The following is a 16,776-nucleotide window of genomic DNA, read 5'->3' on the forward strand; positions in this document are numbered from 1 at the left end:
GTGTCGGCTGTGTCTGGGCCCATCTGGCTCTAGCCTTGGCCGGTTTGTCTTGCGCATGGCCTCTCCCTACGTGGCTCGCCTCTTGGCGGCGGCCTTGACTGTATGTATGCCGCAGTGGTCGAATTTTTGTAGGCACGGTCTCACAGCAAATGTGCCTAGTAGCTGCAGGGGGCGGGGCTGTCGTTGGATATTCGGGAGAAGCGCTGAGGGCCATAATCGTGAAGTACTCCTATGCCGACCTGAGTCCGGAGCAGTTTGAGAGCCTTGTAGTGTTTCTTTGTCAACAGTTGCTCGGTATCTCTGTACAGGGTTTTTCGAAGGGGCCCGACGGGGGGCGGGACGCGAAGTTCATAGGCACGGCAGAATTGCTTCCAAGTAGGTCAGCGCCTTGGCGCGGCACTGTTATCGTGCAGGCCAAGCACACGAATGGAGTCAACAAGACATTCTCGGATGCGGATTTCTTCGGCGAAGCGACGACCGAAACTGTGCTCGGTAAGGAGATTCCTCGAATCAAGAGCCTTAGGGCGGCGAACGCACTCGACCACTATATGCTCTTTTCGAATCGTCGATTGGCTGGGAACGCCGACGAGGCGATTCGTGGGCTCCTTTCTAGGGAGTGCGGCCTTCCTCACGGGTCGCTCTATCTGTGCGGCGTTGAGCAACTGGAGATGTGGCTCAAGACCTTTCCGCAGGTCGCAACACTGGCGAACATCGACCCCGTTGATTCGCCACTCATAGTCAGCCCCGACGAGTTAGCGGAACTGGTAGAGGCATTCGCCCGTAACCAACAAGTCATTCAGGCCGCCGTCGACAGTCCACCGACGCCACGCGTGTCCTATGCGGACAAGAACTCGCTCAACAATATGTCGGAGGATTACGCTCGACAGCAACGGCGAAACTACCTGAAGGATACCACGCAGATTCAAGCGTTCCTTGCAGCCCCGGAAAACTTACAATTGCGTCGACTCTATGAGACCGTGGTGATGGAGTTTCAGCTCAAAATTACCGCCAAGAGAAAATCTCATCAGTCGTTTGATGACGTGCTCGAATATCTTACCGATCTCTTGTTTGGGCGGGATCCGGTGCTGCGGTCGAATAAGCGATTGACGCGAGCTATGCTGTTTTACATGTATTGGCATTGTGACATTGGTACAACAGGTGGCGATGATTCGACCGACTAAACATTCGCACCCAGATCGGACGGTGGTCGGAGTGTCGTTGGTGCTTCTGCGGCGACTGAAGACGCAGCGGTTTGAGGAGTACGATGCTTTGCGGAAACACGTTAACAAGGTCGTTGCTGGAAGCGATGTTCTTGTTCTGCCTGCCCTCAATTTGCTGTTCTTGCTCGGACTTATTGAGTACCGGCCCAAGAACGACTCAATCGAATACCTAGGATCCAATGAAACTCTCTAGGATTTATTCGAATCGCCCGGCTGTTTTTGGGCCAGTTGATTTCTTGCCTGGTCTGAGTGTTGTATTTGCGGAAATTCGACTGCCGCAGAATCGCACGAAGGATACGCACAATCTGGGCAAGACCACGTTGGGGCGGCTTGTGGATTTTTGTCTGCTCTCCGGTCGGGATCCGAGATTCTTCCTTTTTAAGCATCGGCAGATGTTTGATGGTTTTGTGTTCTTGATCGAAATAGAGTTGCTCGACGGTTCATATGTGACGGTGCGGCGCGGTGTGAGTGAGCCTACGAAAGTTGCCTTCAAACGGCATCATGCTCGTTCGCAGAACTATGCGGAGTTGCCAGTTGCGCAATGGGACCATGTTGATGTTCCTTTCGAGCGAGCGAAGGACTTGCTTGATGGTATTCTGGATTTGCGAGCAATTAGTCCGTGGAGTTATAGGAGGGCGCTTGGCTATTTGCTGAGGACTCAGGATGACTACCGTGATGTTTTTCAGCTTCGAAACGGCCATAAACATGTGGACTGGAAGCCGTTTCTTGCTCATGTCCTTGGGTTTAATTCTGCATTTGTTGAGGGGCTTTATAGAAAAGAGGCAGAGCTTTCTGAAAAGCAATCGACCGTGCAGGCCATTCGAGCGGAGATCGGTAGCTCTGTTGAGGATGTTAGCAAGGTTGAGGGGATGCTCCTCTTGAAGCAGAAGGAGGCCGAGAAGAAGCAAGGGCTGCTTAATGCCTTTGATTTTCGAGGCGCGGACAAGGAGAGAACTAGAGCTATTGCTGATGATGTTGATGCGCGAATCGCTGTGCTTAATGCTGAGCGCTATTCGCTGGCGCATGCGAAGAGGAAAATCGATGCGTCACTGGAAGAGGAACAAGTCCTTTTTGATCCGGATGACGCTCAGCGGCTCTTTGCTGAGGTGGGAGTGACGTTTCCGGGACAGTTGAAGAAGGACTACGAGCAGTTGATTTCGTTTAATCGGGCGATCACCGACGAGCGCCGACAATATCTGCAAGAAGAACGAATTGAAATTGAAGCCTCGCTGAAGAGGGTGGCGGCCGAGCTCGCTGAACTTGGAAGGCGACGGTCTGAGATGCTGGCGTTTCTTACGGGTACTGATGTCTTCGCGAAATATCGACGGGTCTCCGAGGAACTCGTCGGTTTGAATGCGGACATCACGTCGCTTGAGCGCCAGCGCGGCTATCTTCATCGTCTGCAGGAGATGCGTACAGAGATTCGAACCCTTACTGATGAGAAGGGGCGGTTGCAAACTGAGGTCGAAAAGGACGTTGAGGTGCAGAACTCGGATGGGAATAGTTTGTTTTCGTCAATCCGTATTTACTTTAGCGAAATCGTCGAAGACGTTATCGACCGTAAAGCGCTTCTCAGTGTCGCTCCGAACCAGCAAGGGCACCTGGAGTTTCGAGCGGAGATTCTTGATGAGTCTGGCAACGCGACGAGTGCTGACTTGGGGCATACCTACAGAAAGCTCTTGTGCGTCGCGTTCGATATGGCGGTGCTTCGCGCTGGTCTCGATAAAAGGGCGCCTCGGTTCGTGTATCACGATGGGGTCTTTGAGTCGCTAGATGACCGGAAGAAGACCAACTTGCTTGCGGTTATGCGCAAGTATGCGAATATTGGACTTCAATTTGTTGTCACGCTTATTGATTCTGAGCTTCCGGCGAGAGCCGAGAGCGATGGGCCAATGTTTGCCGACGGGGAAATTGTACTCAGGCTCCATGATGAAGGACCTGAAGGTCGGCTTTTCAAGATGGCTGCTTGGTAGTGGGGCGTGCGTGTAGCACGAAAGCGAAGAGGCTTGGGACTATCTGGAACCCAAGCGAATGATCGTGATTTTCGCACGGACTCGGACGGCACACTTGAGCTCGGTGCGCTGCATGCATGGAGTAACTCGACGCTGGGCCTAACCCCTGAGTGGTATGGACCAATCGGCTGCACTCTGCCTTCGAGCGCGCGGCCCCCGAAGCTGTGGACAAGCGCCATCTGGAGAGTCTCTGCCCGCGAGTGGAGGCAGAGAGGCGCGGGCGTGGCGCGATTCTTTGAGGCAGTCTTCGGTGCTCAGAGAGAGAGACTCACCAAGAGCCGGAGTAGCGGCTTGACGAGGGGAGTAGGGAAGGCGGCATCATCCCGGCATGAGTCAGGCGCCTCCTCATCAACCGCTTTCGTCTTCTCCTCCGCGCCCGCCGGTACATGCAGTCCTGCCTGTCGCTTCTGCACTACTCGCTCATCCAGTTCTTCCATGAGGTGGAGCGGTACTGGCCCTGAATTGAGAGCTGTCGCCCAGCGCGCGCCAGGCAGTTGCCGGATGGCGCGCAAGCGAAGCTGCCACCTAATCTGCTGCCCGGACGAAGACCCGAATGTCGATCCCCATCACGAGCACTTCCGCCTATACGTACCAATACGAAGCGGGCGTTTGGTTCTTTCTGCTCCATGCAGAAGAGCCTGCGCTGGCGCTGGTGAATGAGCCGCGAGGGGGCGAGGATGCGGAAGCCACGTTTCCGGCCAAATCCTGGAAGGTGGAAATCCAGAGTAAGAGCGAGCGAGGTGACCTGGACCTTACCCTTCTGCTGGAGTGGCTGTGGAAATTCCCCGACCGAGAGGCTTCCAATTCGCTCCTTGAGCGGTTGCTCTCCAATCCGCAGAGCAGCGCGCTAATTGTCGCGGGTGGGCGGTGCACCGATTCCATCCGGCGGCTGGTCTCCGACGGCACGAATACGGTAGGCGAGCGTGAGCGCGGGCTCGAACGAGCGGAAGCGGGTGAGTTCCTGCGGAAGGTCTCTGACGTCACCGGACTGCCGGCAGGAACCGATCTGGAGAAGAAGCGCCTCACCCATCGTTCGACCCTGAGCCTGAACTACAACGATGTCTTTCGGCTCACACGGCGCATCCACATCTTCGAGGGAGTGACGCGCGAGCGCATCCAGGCCGAATGCCGGCGGTTGCTCGTCCTGAATCGCGTGCCGGCGAGCCAGGCCGACCATGTGTTCCGGCGGATGGTGGACTACGTCCGTGAGAAGGTCCCCGACCGCGATGACGTGGCCCCCGGGCTCCGGAAGATTCTGTATGAGAGCGCCGGGTCGCGCGTCTTCAACGAAGAGGCGGAGCACATCGAGAGGCCGGAAGAGAGGACGCTGCTCGACAGGCTGCGGGACAAGCGCGTTCTTCTGCTCACCGGCCCAAGTCGGTGCGGAAAGACCTTCCTTGCCAAGTGGCTCGCCCAAGCTCAGCAGAATCGGGGGTTCGAAATCCGGCGGGGAGATCCTCAGGAGGCCACCCGCTTCCTTCTTCTTGCGGGTGAATTTGATCGCCTGTTCATCATCGAAAATGCATTCGAGCAGGCGGCCGCGTCGGGAACCGTCCGTCAGACCTGGGAGGCGGTGGAGCAGGTGATCCGCGAGCTGCCGGAGCACTGCCTGCTCATTGTCACAGCGTCAAAGGAGTCGCTGCGCGACATGCTGGACGCAGACGGTATTCCGACTCCGATGGAGGGGTTCCCCTGGGTAGATCTCACGGTTCGGGATCCCGCGCTCGCGAACCGGATCTGGCAGAAGCACGCGGAACTCGCCGGACTTTCTGAGGTGGAGCGCGAGCGGTACTCCGCACACCTGCGCGCACTCGTTCCTGACTTCCTCGTGCAGCCGGGGCAACTGCGGCACCTTGCCCGCAACTTTCCCAAAGGCGAGACACGCCTGGAGGACTTGGACAGCAAAGCGCGTGTCAACGCTATCGCGCTGGCGGCCGAGGTTCGTCCCACGGCGGAGATGGCCCGGCTCGTGCGTGCGCTCGGCATCAGCACGACCGCGATGCGGCCAATCCATCTGGATGACCTAGCCTTTCTCATGACGGACCGAAAAGACCGGCCGGGGCTCGACAAGTCGAATGTCGGCGGACTCCTCTCGTCCGAGAGCGAGCCCCCCTTTCCAACCTACTCGCCTCCGCCGCGGTTGCCCGAGCCGTATTCCGATCTTCTCGATGACTTGGAGCGCAGAGGTTGGATCCGCCGCGACGGAGATCTCCTCCTCTTCGCGCATCCGGATTACGAGGAGGCCGCCCGTAGTCTGTTGGCGCCGTTGCCCCAAGGGCAACGGCGTGACCTATGGTCGATGCTGGAGCGGGCCACTGCGGGGCTCGGGGTGAACGCCGCGCCAACGGCGACGCGGGGGCTTGCGCGCCTGTTCGAGAAATACACGGCGGAGGACGACCGGCAGCGGCTTCTTCGGATCGGGCTCGACGCGTTGCACTCAATTTTTCCTGCGGTTTCGGACGAAGCTCTCCTGTTCCTGCTGTTTCAACATTCGCGGTTGGACAAATCCGACCAAGCGATGGTCTGGAGATGGCTCGCCAACGGCGGACGAAGTGGCGCCTTGGTGTCCTTTCATGGAGGGCAGGCGTGGTTCCCGCCGCACAGGTCTTGGGACGAGATGTTCCGCGACCAAATGCACGGGGGCGATGCTCTCTCGCCCACCGAGCTTGATACACCCGAAAAGGTGTGGAGGGCGCTCCAAGGTCCCACCACCCTTGCGGTGGTTGAGCACGGCCTGCGCTTCCCGGAGGTCTTCATCCGAGCGAAAGCCGCGAAGCGGTATATGTCGCTCGCCTCGCAGGAATCGGAGAGAACGTGGAACGCGATACTTGGTGACCACCCGCTCGTGCTCGCTGCCGCGTTCAAGGGAGCGATCCTCAGCTGGCCGTCCTATTCCCCGGAGTTGCGGCAATTCTTCCTGGAGGGACTCACGCGGGCGGCATCCGTCCCGATCGGCGCTGCGGGGATCTCCTGGATGATGTGGCACTTCGAGTTCGAAGGTGAAGAGGGATCAGCCAAGGACCAGGGCGAGCGGTGGCGGCTGTGGGGCGCGCTGCTACCAACGGTTCTGGACGCCGCGCCGCCGCTTCGCTTGACGCTCGGCGAGGACACCATCTACGGGTTTTTCCACAACGCCCGGAAGTATCTGTCCCAGGATGTCCAGCGTAACATTTGCTGGGCTTGGCTCCGTTGGGTGAAGAGGGGTTTGAGGGAAACGCTCCCCGCCGGGGACACGCTCGCGGTCGCTGACTTCCTGCTCGAGGTCGTTCCAACGGACTCGACTGAGCGTGGGTCGTTGCTCCCCGAGTTGTTGCAGCACGAGGACACCGGGTTCACGCTGATTAACGTCAGGGCATTCATCGAGCACTGGGACAACCTGTTGCCTGCCGAGCGTGATGCCGTGCTTGCTCTGGTGAACGAGGCGCGAGGGGATCGGCAGTGGATCCGCGCAGTCGCCCTGACGAGTCGGTTCGTGCCTCCCTCTCTGGTGGAGGCGATTTGCGGGCGGGCGGATGGGCTCGGCTTGTCACCGGCGGAGCTGGAGAAGATCGTTTCACCGGAAACCTTCATGCGTTGCCTCGAGGTCTCTTTCGGGAATCCGCAACCTCTGTGGTGGCTGGGATTGCAGGGCGGCATCCACCCGGTCTGGCGCGCCGCGGCTGGTCACGTCCGCTCCCTGCCAACGCACGCGGCGTTCGAGAGCGCCTGGCGCGCCGCGTACTCCGTGGGAGACGAGGCGCCTGAGGTGCTCCTGCAGCAGTGGCAGTCTCTGTGCGCGGGGACAAAACCAGAGGATCTGCAGCCGCTCTTTGAGGTGCTCATGAGCCTGACGGCCACCATCAACATGGACTTCCATGAGTATTGGTCGGCGTTGTGGCACCAAGGGTCTTCGGACGAACAGCGGGCCATCTGGAGCGAGCGACTCGCCGATCAGTTGGAGGAGCTGTGTCGATTCTGGAGCCCGCCGAAACTCTTCGAGGGCGAATCTCTTTTCAGCATGGTTCTGGCTCGGGTCCAGCCCGACAGTACCTTTCTCGTGGCGATGCTCAAACTTCGGGAATCAGTCGAAGGCTTCATCGAGCTCGTCACGGTGACTTATTCATCTCCTGAAAAAACGCCTCGCCTGATCTGGACTCACGACCTCGTGCTGGAGCGCCTGAAGCAGGTTGGCTCCGAAAAGGACCTCCAGAAGCAGGTCAGCGCAGCCCGCGACGCCGCGTTCAATCGACGGACGAAGTTGTTTCGCGAGGAGCGCGTCATCGACGGGGAGGACTGGACTTACATCCACCGAGCGACGGGGCGGGCCTCGGACAAGCCGAAAGGTTCGTCCGAGTAGGGCCAGGACGCACTGCGTGCGTCCCGGGTGAAACGCTCCCTCAGCGCCAGTGGAGTAGGTGATCGAGCAGCGTATTCAAATCCGGCCGGAGGAGGCTGTTCTCCCTGAAGGGCCTGGCAGTTCCGCGATGCGGCAGGGGGCTCTGCGGAGTCTTGGGGCTCTCGGAGTCTCTCGGATGGCTTTGGAAGGGAGGTCCGTCCACCTCGCGTGACGGACGAGCCCCCCGTGAAACAGCGGCGGAGGCGGCTGATCCAAGGCTTCCGAAAGTGTCTTCACTTTGAGTGTTGATGGGGAAGGCTCCACCCGACCTTGCGCCGCCTCTTTGGGGACCAGCAAAGCAGGTAAGAGACGCAACCAAAACCAGAGAGAGACGCCCTCCCAGAAACCTCAGAGCGGAAAGAGCGGGTCTCCATGGAAATGTTGTTAACCGCCTCCCCAAAAGTTAACAGCACCTGTTAACCGCTCTCGGCCTCTCTCTCCCCAAAACGGGCGAAAGAGCGCTTCAGAGACCCCAATCGGCGGTGGAGAAGAGGGGCATCTCGCTTTGCGATGGCGAGAGCCGAGAGCGCCCTCTTCAGCACCGCGGGCCAGAATCCCTTGTGATTCAGGGGCTTAAGCACGAAGGCCCCGCGATATTCATCGCGAGGCCCGTGTAAAAAAAAAGGGCCCTACCGGTTGGTAGGGCCCTTCGTTCAGCTCCCCGACGTGGACTCGAACCACGGACCTAGTGATTAACAGTCACCCGCTCTACCGGCTGAGCTATCGGGGAATATGTCCTCACGGCGGAACCGCGTTGCCGTGATGAGGCGCTTTCTAGAGAATGGTGCCCGCTCTGTCAACAGTCCCTTTTGATCCGCTCTCCCGGCTTCACCTCCAGCCCTGGTCCGCACTCGCCGGCCTGGGCCCCGTGGCGGCCGATGCCATCGCCCAGGTGCTCGCCGGCTCCGCCGCTGAGCGGGTGCTCGACCGTACTCTCCGCGACCGTCGCTCCCTGACCCGAGAGCAGCGCCTGGCCCTCAAGGAGGCCGTCTTCAACGTCGGGCTCTGGCGGCGCCGCCTCGGGTTCCTCCTGGGCCGCGAGGATGCCGCTCCTCTCTTCCTGCTCCATGCCCTGATGCACGGCCTCGCGGGCGTCCCGGCTGTGGAGTCCGCCGCCCTCGCCGGGCTCGGGGATGGGGCGCCGCCCCCGTTGGTTTCGGCGCCGCCCCCCACGCTCGCGCTCCGCGCCTCCCTGCCGGACTGGCTCGCCGACCATTTCGCCCGGGAGTTCGGTCCCGAGGCCGACGACTTCTGCGCCCACCTGAACGTCCCCGGGCCCATCACCCTCCGGGCCAACGTCCTGCGCACCTCGCGGGAGGCCCTTGCCGAGCGGCTTCGCTCCGAGGGCGTCGAGACGCGCCCGGGGCCCTGGAGCCCGCTGGCGCTCCATATCGAGGGTCCCCGGCCCAACCTCTATGGGCTCCGTTCCCTCCAGGAGGGGCTGTTCGAAGTCCAGGACGAGGGCAGCCAGCTCCTGGGGCTCCTCGTGGAGGCCCGGCCCGGGGAGACGGTGCTGGACCTCTGTGCCGGCGCGGGCGGCAAGACGCTCCAACTGGGCGCGGACATGAAGGACTCGGGGCGGCTCCTGGCCTATGACCCGGACCCCGAGCGGCTCGACCGGCTCCTCCAGCGCTCCTCCCGGGCCCACCTCACCCGAGTCCAGGTGCTCCGGAGCCTTCCCGAAAGCCTGGACGCGGACCGGGTGCTCGTGGACGCGCCGTGCTCGGAGCTGGGCTCCCTGCGCCGGGGCCCCGACCAGCGCTTCCGCATCCAGCCGGAGGTGCTCACCCGGTTTCCGGCGCTCCAGCAGGACATTCTCCAGCGTGGGGCACGCCTGGTGCGGCCCGGCGGGCGGCTCGTTTACGCCACCTGCACCGTCAACCGCGCGGAGAATGAGGACGTCGTCGCCGCCTTCCTGGCTTCGCGCCCGGACTTCCGCCTCGTGCGGCCCGGGGCGGGGTGGCTTTCCGACGCGTGTCTCCGCGACGGATTCCTCTTCGTCGCGCCCCACCGGCATGGCACGGACGCCTTCTTCGCGGCGGTCCTGGAGCGGACGGCAGGGTAGGGGCAGGGGCGACAGGCGGTCGCAGTGTCCGTGTCCCGACGGACGGGGGAACTCAACGCTTCGCCCGCCCGGGCCTCGAATCACCGTGCCCCTCGGGCCCCGGGTGCTATGAATCGCCCCGTGCGCTGGCTCAAGCCCCTTCCGCTCCGTCCTCGCGACGCCGTGCATGTCGTCGCCCCCTCCGGGCCCTTCGACCGCCCGAGCTTCGAGGCCGGCCTGGCCGTCATCGCGGAGCGCTACAGCCCCGTCCACGGCCCCGACATCTTCGCTGCCCACCGCTACCTCGCGGGGGATGACGCGCGCCGGGGCGGGGAGCTGTCGCGCGCCCTGCTGGACCGGGACGCCCGCGCCATCTTCAGCGCCCGCGGTGGCTACGGCAGCGCCCGGCTCCTGCCGGACCTTCCCTTCGCGGACGCCTCGCACGCGGCCTTCATCGGCTTCTCCGACCTCACCTCCGTGCATGGGGCGCTCCAGGCGCTGGGGCGCGTCTCCTTCCACGGGCCCGTCCTCACGCAGCTCGGCCGGCAGCCTCCCGCGGTGCGCGAGTACCTGTTCCGACTCCTCGAGTCCCCCGAGGCGCCGCCCCCGCTGACGGGCTCTGCCACCTACGTGCCCGGCATGGCGGAGGGGCACCTCGTGGGCGGCAACCTGTCCGTGCTGTCGCGCCTCATCGGCACCTCGTACATGCCGCCGCTCGACGGCGCGGTGCTGCTGCTGGAGGACGTCACCGAGCGTCCCTACCGCATCGACCGCATGTGGACCCACCTGCGCCTGGCGGGCGTCTTCTCCCACGTGCGAGGCATCGTCCTGGGCGACTTCACCGGGTGCGAGGAGAAGGGCGCGGACTACTCCAGCGCCGACGTGCTCCGTGAGCTCGCGCGCGAGGCGGGCCTCCCCTGCGCGGCGGGCTTCCCCATCGGCCACGGTGACATCAACTACCCCGTGGCGCTCGGCACCCAGGTCCGCCTGGACGCGGACGCCGCGCGCCTCACCTTCCTCGAAGGAGCCGTGCGGGCATGAGTGGCGGTACCCACCCCATCGCGATTCTGCAGAAGGTCCTCGATGACGCCTGTGAATTGGGCGTCTTCCCCTCGGCCCAGGCCGTCGTGCTGCACCGGGGCGCCCAGGTGTTCGGCGGCGTCGCGGGCAAGGTCTCCGGCGACACGCGCTTCGACCTGGCGTCGCTCACCAAGGTCATCAGCACCACCTCCCTCTTCCTCCGCCTCTGGACGGAAGGGAAGGTGGGGCCGGAGACGCTGGTGTCCCGCTACTTCCCGGGCACGCCCGTGGGCGATGCGGGCGTCACCGTGGCGGACCTGCTCTACCACCGCTCCGGCCTGCCGCCCTTCGTGCCCTTCTTCGCGCAGGCGCTCACCGCGCACCCCGAGCTGCTGGACGCGGACTGTCCCTCCGCCCTGCGCGCACGCGTCCGCGACGAGGTCATCCAGGCCGCCGCCGCCACGCCGCTCGCCGCCGAGCCCCAGACGCTCGCCGCCTACAGCGACGTGGGCTTCATCCTCCTGGGCGAAATCCTCTCGCGGGCCGCGGGCGCTCCGCTGGACACGCTCTTCTCCCGCCACGTCGCCGAGCCCCTGGGCCTCAGCGCCCGCTTCCACCGCCTCACCGACTTCCCCGCGGACGCCATGCCCGCGCCCACCGGCGCCACCCGCCCGCGCGAGCCCGCTCCGGGGCAGGAGACGCTGTGGAAGGACGTGCCCACCCAGCCCACGCGCCTGGGGGAAGTGGACGACGACAACGCCTGGGTGATGGACGGCGTCGCCGGTCACGCGGGCCTCTTCGGCACCGCCGTGGACGTGGCCCGCTTCGGCCAGGCCGTGCTGGACGGCTGCGCGGGTGGGGCCATCATCGCGCCGGGGCCGCTGTGGCACCGGGCGCTGGCCACGGACCCGAAGGTGCAGGCCAGCACCCGCTCCATGGGCTTCGATTCGCCCTCCGAGGGCGTGTCCAGCGCCGGGCACTACATTGGCGACACCCCGCCGGGCGCGGTGGGGCACCTGGGCTTCACCGGCACCAGCCTCTGGGTGGACCTGCGCCGCTCGCTGGTGGTGGCGCTGGTGACGAACCGCGTGGCCAACGGCCGCCAGGAAACGCGCATCCGGGATTTCCGACCGCTCTTCCATGACTTCGTCGTGGAGGCGCTCGAGCTCACTGAAACGAAGCAGGGACACCATGGCTGACGACAACGGAAACGTCCTCGACACCCTCGAACTCGGCAGCGTGCGCCGCATCCACCTGGTGGGCGTGGCGGGCACGGGCATGGGCTCCTTCGCCGGCATGCTCAAGGCCGCCGGCTACGACGTCACCGGCAGCGACGAGAATGTCTACCCGCCCATGAGCGACATGCTCCGGACGTGGGGCATCCCCGCCGCCACGCCGTACCGTCCGGAGAACCTGGACGCGGCGAAGCCGGACCTCGTCATCATCGGCAATGTCATCCGCCGCGTGAATCCCGAGGCCACCGCCGTGCGCGAGCGCGGCCTCAAGCAGATGAGCTTCCCCGCCGCGCTGGGCTCGCTCTTCCTGGACCGCTCGCACTCCGTCGTCGTGGCCGGCACCCACGGGAAGACGACGACGTCCTCGCTCATGGCCCACGTACTGGTGGCGGCGGGCAAGGACCCGTCCTTCCTCGTGGGCGGCGTCACGCAGAACTACGCGGGCAACTACCGCGTGGGGAAGGGGCCGCACTTCGTCGTCGAGGGCGACGAGTACGACACCGCGTACTGGGACAAGGGCTCCAAGTTCCTCCACTACCGGCCGCGCACCGCCATCCTCACCAGCGTGGAGTTCGACCACGCGGACATCTTCCGCGACTTGCCGCACTACGAGGCGACCTTCGAGAAGTTCGTCCGGCTCATCCCCCAGGACGGGCAGCTCGTCGTCTGCGCCGCCTACCCCAACGCGGTGAAGCTGGCGCGCGAGGGTTGCCCGGGGCGCGTGGTGACGTACGTGGCGAAGGAGGGCGCGGACGCGGACTACACGCCGCGCAACCTGTCCTTCGGCCCGGAGGGCGCGCGCTTCGACGTGGTGGCGCGCGGCGAGGTGCAGGGCACGGTGCAGCTCCCCATGGGCGGCGCGCACAACGTGGAGAACGCGCTGGCCGTCATCGCCGCGGCGCAGGGCCTGGGGCTCACCTTCGACGAAATCGCGCAGGGGCTGGCCACCTTCAGCGGCGTGAAGCGCCGGCAGGAGATTCGCGGCGAGCCAGACGGCGTCCTGGTGATTGACGACTTCGCGCACCACCCGACGGCGGTGCGGGAGACCATCGCCGCCATCCACCACCGCTACCCGGAGCGGCGGCTGTGGGCCATCTTCGAGCCGCGCTCCAACACCAGCCGCCGCAACATCCACCAGGAGGACTACGCCCACGCCTTCCCCGGCGCGGCCCGCGCCAGCCTCAAGGTGCCCGAGCGCCACGACAAGGTGCCCGTGGGCGAGGAACTGGACGTGCGCAAGCTCATCACCGACCTCCAGGCCCAGGGCATTCCCGCCGAGGGCTCCACGGACGTGCAGGCCCTGGTGGACCTGGCCGCCCGCGAGGCCCGTCCCGGCGACGTGCTGCTGGTGATGAGCAACGGGGCCTTTGGTGGTTTCATCGACAAGGTGCTCGCGGCCCTCGCGGCCCGGGCGCAGAAGGGAGCCTGACATGCCGCGCCTGCCATTCGCCGTCGTCGTTGGGGCGCTCGCGCTGTCCGGCTGTGCGAGCGCTCCCGCCATTCCGCCTCTGGGGCCAGAGGGGCAGGGGACTTCGCAGCGCAGCGGGCTCAAGGGCTCGCAGCCGCTGGACTTCCAGGTGAAGCGCTATCCCGGCGGCGAGCCGTATGACCTCGCCTCGGACCGGGGCAGCGTGGTGGTGCTCGACGTGTGGGCCACCTGGTGCGAGCCCTGCAAGGACGCGCTTCCCTACTACCAGGACCTCGCGAACGAGTACGCAGCCCAGGGCCTGAAGGTGTACGCGCTCAACATCGACGAGGACCCGCGCGCCATCCCCGCCTTCCTGGCGGAGACGAAGGTGACGCTGCCCATCCTCCTGGACCAGAACGCCCAGGTGGCCGAGCGCACCCTCAAGGTGCGGGGCATGCCCACCACGTATTTCATCGACCGCAAGGGCATGGTGCGCCACGTCCATGAAGGCTTCGCCGAGGAGTTCCTCGCGAAGTACCAGACGGAGCTCGAGGCGCTGCTCGCCGAGCCCACCCCGTAGAGGAGAGCGTCATGTCCCAGGATTCGCCCGACAGCCTGCGCCGCACCGCCGAGGAGGGGGCTCGGCTCGCTGGCCGCATCCTCGCGGACCGGTTCCTGGGCGAGCGCACCATCGAGTTCAAGGGTGGCATCGACCTGGTGACGGACGCGGACAAGGCCTCCGAGGAAGCGCTGCTCGCCTTCATCCGCGAGCGCCACCCCGACCACGCCATCCTCGCGGAGGAGAGCGGCGCCACGCAGGGCACCGACAGCCTGCGCTGGCTGGTGGACCCGTTGGACGGCACCACCAACTACTCGCACCGCGTGCCGCACTTCTGCGTCAGCGTGGCGGTGGAGGGCCCCGGCGGCGTGCTGGCTGGCGTCGTCTATGACCCGATGCTAAACGAGCTGTTCTCCGCCGCGCGCGGGCAGGGCGCCACCCTCAACGGCCGTCCGCTGCGCGCCAGCACCGTGTCCTCGTTGGACCGGGCGCTGCTCTGCACGGGCTTCCCCTACGACGTGCGCGAACGCCCGGAGGGGCCGGTGGGCCTCTTCACCCGCCTCATCCTCCACGCGCAGGGCATGCGCCGCACGGGCAGCGCCGCCATGGACCTGGCCTACGTGGCCGCGGGCCGCTTCGACGGCTTCTTCGAGTTCGGCTTGAAGCCGTGGGACATCGCCGCGGGCTCGCTGCTGGTGGAGGAGGCGGGCGGCGTCATCCGTCACATCTCCGGCGAGCCCTTCGACGTGCTGCGCGGCGACGTGATTGCCTCCGCGCCCGCGCTGGCCCCGGCGCTGCTGTCCGAGGCGAAGCGCTTCGTGGACGGGCTGCGCGAACAGCCTCCGCGCGGCTGAGGCTCAGGCTAGAAGAAGCTCTCCGGCACGAAGACGATGTCGCCGGGCTGGAGCATGAAGTTCTTCTCCCGCCCCACGCCGATGTCCTCCACGGGAACGCGAATCTTGCGCTCCTGCCCGTCCACCACGCGCGTCACCAGCGTGTTGTTCTTCGCCGCCAGCTTGGTGAAGCCGCCGGCCAGCGTAATCGCCTGGACGATGGACATCTCGTTGTCCACGGGGAAGGTGCCCGGCTTCTGCACCTCGCCGAAGACGAACACCTTCTGCGAGTTGTACTCGCGGATGAGCACCGATACCTGGGGGCGGCGCACGTAGCGCGCCAGGCAGTCCCGCAGCTGGTCCGCCGCCGAGCTGGGCGTCGTCCCCGACAGCGGCACCTTGCCGCACAGCGGGTAGTCGATGGTGCCCTCGCTGGACAAGCGCCAGGTGCCGGAGTGCTCGGGCTCCTGGAAGACGCGCACCTCCACCACGTCTCCGGGCCCCAGCTTGCCGCCACTGGAGCGCGCGGCTTCCGCCTCCGCGGCGGGCGTGGGAGCGGGCGGCGGCGGGCGCTGCGACGTGCCGAAGCAGGCGGGCAGCGTCATCAGGGACAGCACGGTGAGGGCGGCGCGGAAGCTGGTCATCTCCAGGAGGGACAGACGCTCACTCAGTACGTCACGGAGAGGCGGGCGTACCCCTCGTGCCGCGAGTAGTTGAGGCCGCCGCCATCCACCGAGGAGGAGCGGCGACCCAGCATGTAGCCTGCAGCGCCCGTCAGCCACGGGTAGAACTGGTACTCCGGGCCGATATTCACGCCGACGACGGTGTCATTCCGGCCGCCGTCGAAGCGCAGGAAGTCCACGGCGAGCCCGCCGGACACCGTCAGCTTGCCGCCGAAGAGGGCGCGCACCTCGCCGTAGCCCCGGTTGTCCGTGAAGAAGCCGTAGGCGGCCACGGGCTCCAGGGTGCGCAGGTAGCCCGCCTTGAAGCTCAGGGTGGGGCTGTAGAGGTAGGTGCCCTCCAACTGCCCCAGGAAGGTGCCGCCGCCGGTGCTGCCGAAGTTCTGGCCCCAGCCCGCCTTGGCCGTGACGGCCACCTTGGGGGACACGAGGCCCGCCACGCCGCCGATGACGCGCAGTAGCGAGGCGCCCGGCGTGCTGTCGTTGAAGTAGCTGCGCACGTCCAGGTGGGTGTCGAGCACCACCGCCGTCTTCGGCAGGAAGCGCCAGCGGCCTTCCGCGCCCACTCGCAGGTTGCCGTAGTCGAAGCGCTCCACGGCGGCCGGGTCGCACACGCTTTCGGTGCAGCCGACGGGGCTCACCGAGCTCAGCGGCTGGAAGAACTCCACCGCGTAGGCCACGCTGGGCGTCAGCTCCAGCGCGCCGCCGCCGGGGCGCCACGGGGCCTTCGCGCGCGCTTCATTGAAGAGGCTGAGCACGCCCACGCCCACGGCCGCGGTGCGCGTGCGGTCCGAGCGCGCGAACTGGTTCGACACCTCCAGCGTCAGCGGAGCGTCCGGGTTGAAGCGCGCGTTGAGGTCCGCCGCGCCCTCCATGCGCGAGGCCGCGCTGGAGTTCTTCGTCACCAGGCCCGTGTACAACACGTAGTCCAGGTTGGCGCCCAGGTTGAACGCCAGCGTGGACGACGGAATCTCCAGCCGGAAGCCAGGGCGGAAGCGCAGCGCCACGTCGCTCGCCAGGTTGGCCGATACCGGGTCGCTGTTGGGCTCCGAGTTGGAGGTGGGCGAGAAGTAGCCCACGCCGCTGTCCAGCCGCGTCTCCAGGTCGAAGTAGGGGTGCAGCCGCCCGTTACCCACCTTGAAGCCGTTACCCCCGGTGGGAGGCGTCGCGATGCCCTGGGCGGAGGCCGTGCCGCCCAGCGCGAGCAGCGCCAGAGCACCCAGTCCTCCCCAGAATGTCGCGGGCTGCTTCATGGCTCAGAAGGGCTTCCCAGGTGTGAGGCGCATTTCCTCTCACCTTTCGTGCTTGCGGCCGGCGGCGTCATAACATGCGGGTCAGGCCGGACCGAACGTTTGTTGGCGGGGTTATCGGACGGGGCTGGCGGGAGGTG

The 16,776-nt window shown here is 65.2% G+C and carries 12 protein-coding genes and 1 tRNA gene; 10 read left to right on the forward strand and 3 right to left on the reverse strand.

What is annotated here, in order from left to right; genetic code table 11:
- The first annotated feature begins 218 nt into the window (after positions 1-218).
- From FMQ63_RS24620 to FMQ63_RS24635, 4 genes are all read left to right on the forward strand, one after another.
- Positions 219-1,181 carry an ABC-three component system protein gene (locus FMQ63_RS24620; RefSeq protein ID WP_011552005.1) on the forward strand — a complete coding sequence of 321 codons (963 nt, stop codon included), beginning with the start codon at positions 219-221 and terminating at the stop codon, positions 1,179-1,181.
- The gene (locus tag FMQ63_RS38775; protein WP_074960235.1) at positions 1,165-1,413 is read left to right on the forward strand and encodes an ABC-three component system middle component 8; all 249 of its coding nucleotides are present in this window, start codon (positions 1,165-1,167) and stop codon (positions 1,411-1,413) included. The genes FMQ63_RS24620 and FMQ63_RS38775 overlap by 17 nt, the downstream gene beginning before the upstream one ends.
- A complete protein-coding gene (locus FMQ63_RS24630; protein ID WP_011552006.1) occupies positions 1,400-3,193 on the forward strand; it encodes a DUF2326 domain-containing protein in 1,794 nt (597 codons plus the stop codon). Before FMQ63_RS38775 ends, FMQ63_RS24630 begins: the two co-directional genes overlap by 14 nt.
- Positions 3,194-3,785: 592 nt before the next feature.
- Positions 3,786-7,568 (forward strand): ATP-binding protein, encoded by a 3,783-nt coding sequence (locus FMQ63_RS24635; protein ID WP_011552008.1) that lies wholly within the window; start codon positions 3,786-3,788, stop codon positions 7,566-7,568.
- A gap of 696 nt (positions 7,569-8,264) precedes the next feature.
- Here the strand turns inward: FMQ63_RS24635 and FMQ63_RS24640 are convergent.
- Positions 8,265-8,337 (reverse strand) — tRNA-Asn (locus FMQ63_RS24640).
- Between the two features lie 51 nt (positions 8,338-8,388).
- Here FMQ63_RS24640 and FMQ63_RS24645 point away from each other — a divergent pair.
- The 6 genes from FMQ63_RS24645 to FMQ63_RS24670 all read left to right on the forward strand — a co-directional run bounded on the left by FMQ63_RS24645 (position 8,389) and on the right by FMQ63_RS24670 (position 14,727).
- Complete coding sequence (locus FMQ63_RS24645) at positions 8,389-9,672, forward strand: RsmB/NOP family class I SAM-dependent RNA methyltransferase (RefSeq protein ID WP_011552009.1); 1,284 nt, start codon at positions 8,389-8,391, stop codon at positions 9,670-9,672.
- A 108-nt stretch (positions 9,673-9,780) separates the two neighbouring features.
- On the forward strand, positions 9,781-10,692 hold the full coding sequence (locus tag FMQ63_RS24650; RefSeq protein ID WP_011552010.1) for an LD-carboxypeptidase: 912 nt from the start codon (positions 9,781-9,783) through the stop codon (positions 10,690-10,692).
- Positions 10,689-11,870: a serine hydrolase gene (locus FMQ63_RS24655; protein ID WP_011552011.1), complete on the forward strand. Its 1,182-nt coding sequence runs from the start codon at positions 10,689-10,691 to the stop codon at positions 11,868-11,870. The genes FMQ63_RS24650 and FMQ63_RS24655 overlap by 4 nt, the downstream gene beginning before the upstream one ends.
- Positions 11,863-13,335, forward strand: a complete 1,473-nt coding sequence (gene mpl / locus FMQ63_RS24660) for a UDP-N-acetylmuramate:L-alanyl-gamma-D-glutamyl-meso-diaminopimelate ligase (RefSeq protein WP_020478549.1) — start codon at positions 11,863-11,865, stop codon at positions 13,333-13,335. The genes FMQ63_RS24655 and mpl overlap by 8 nt, the downstream gene beginning before the upstream one ends.
- A gap of 1 nt (position 13,336) precedes the next feature.
- Positions 13,337-13,894 (forward strand): TlpA disulfide reductase family protein, encoded by a 558-nt coding sequence (locus FMQ63_RS24665; protein WP_020478548.1) that lies wholly within the window; start codon positions 13,337-13,339, stop codon positions 13,892-13,894.
- Between the two features lie 11 nt (positions 13,895-13,905).
- Positions 13,906-14,727: an inositol monophosphatase family protein gene (locus FMQ63_RS24670; RefSeq protein ID WP_011552014.1), complete on the forward strand. Its 822-nt coding sequence runs from the start codon at positions 13,906-13,908 to the stop codon at positions 14,725-14,727.
- Between the two features lie 8 nt (positions 14,728-14,735).
- Here the strand turns inward: FMQ63_RS24670 and FMQ63_RS24675 are convergent, their stop codons facing one another.
- Positions 14,736-15,350 carry a polysaccharide biosynthesis/export family protein gene (locus FMQ63_RS24675; protein WP_011552015.1) on the reverse strand — a complete coding sequence of 205 codons (615 nt, stop codon included), beginning with the start codon at positions 15,348-15,350 and terminating at the stop codon, positions 14,736-14,738.
- 23 nt (positions 15,351-15,373) lie between these two features.
- Positions 15,374-16,639 (reverse strand): hypothetical protein, encoded by a 1,266-nt coding sequence (locus FMQ63_RS24680; RefSeq protein WP_011552016.1) that lies wholly within the window; start codon positions 16,637-16,639, stop codon positions 15,374-15,376.
- Between the last annotated feature and the right edge of the window lie 137 nt (positions 16,640-16,776).

This window comes from Myxococcus sp. CA005 (assembly GCF_006518205.1).
Taxonomy (GTDB): Bacteria; Myxococcota; Myxococcia; order Myxococcales; family Myxococcaceae; genus Myxococcus; species Myxococcus xanthus.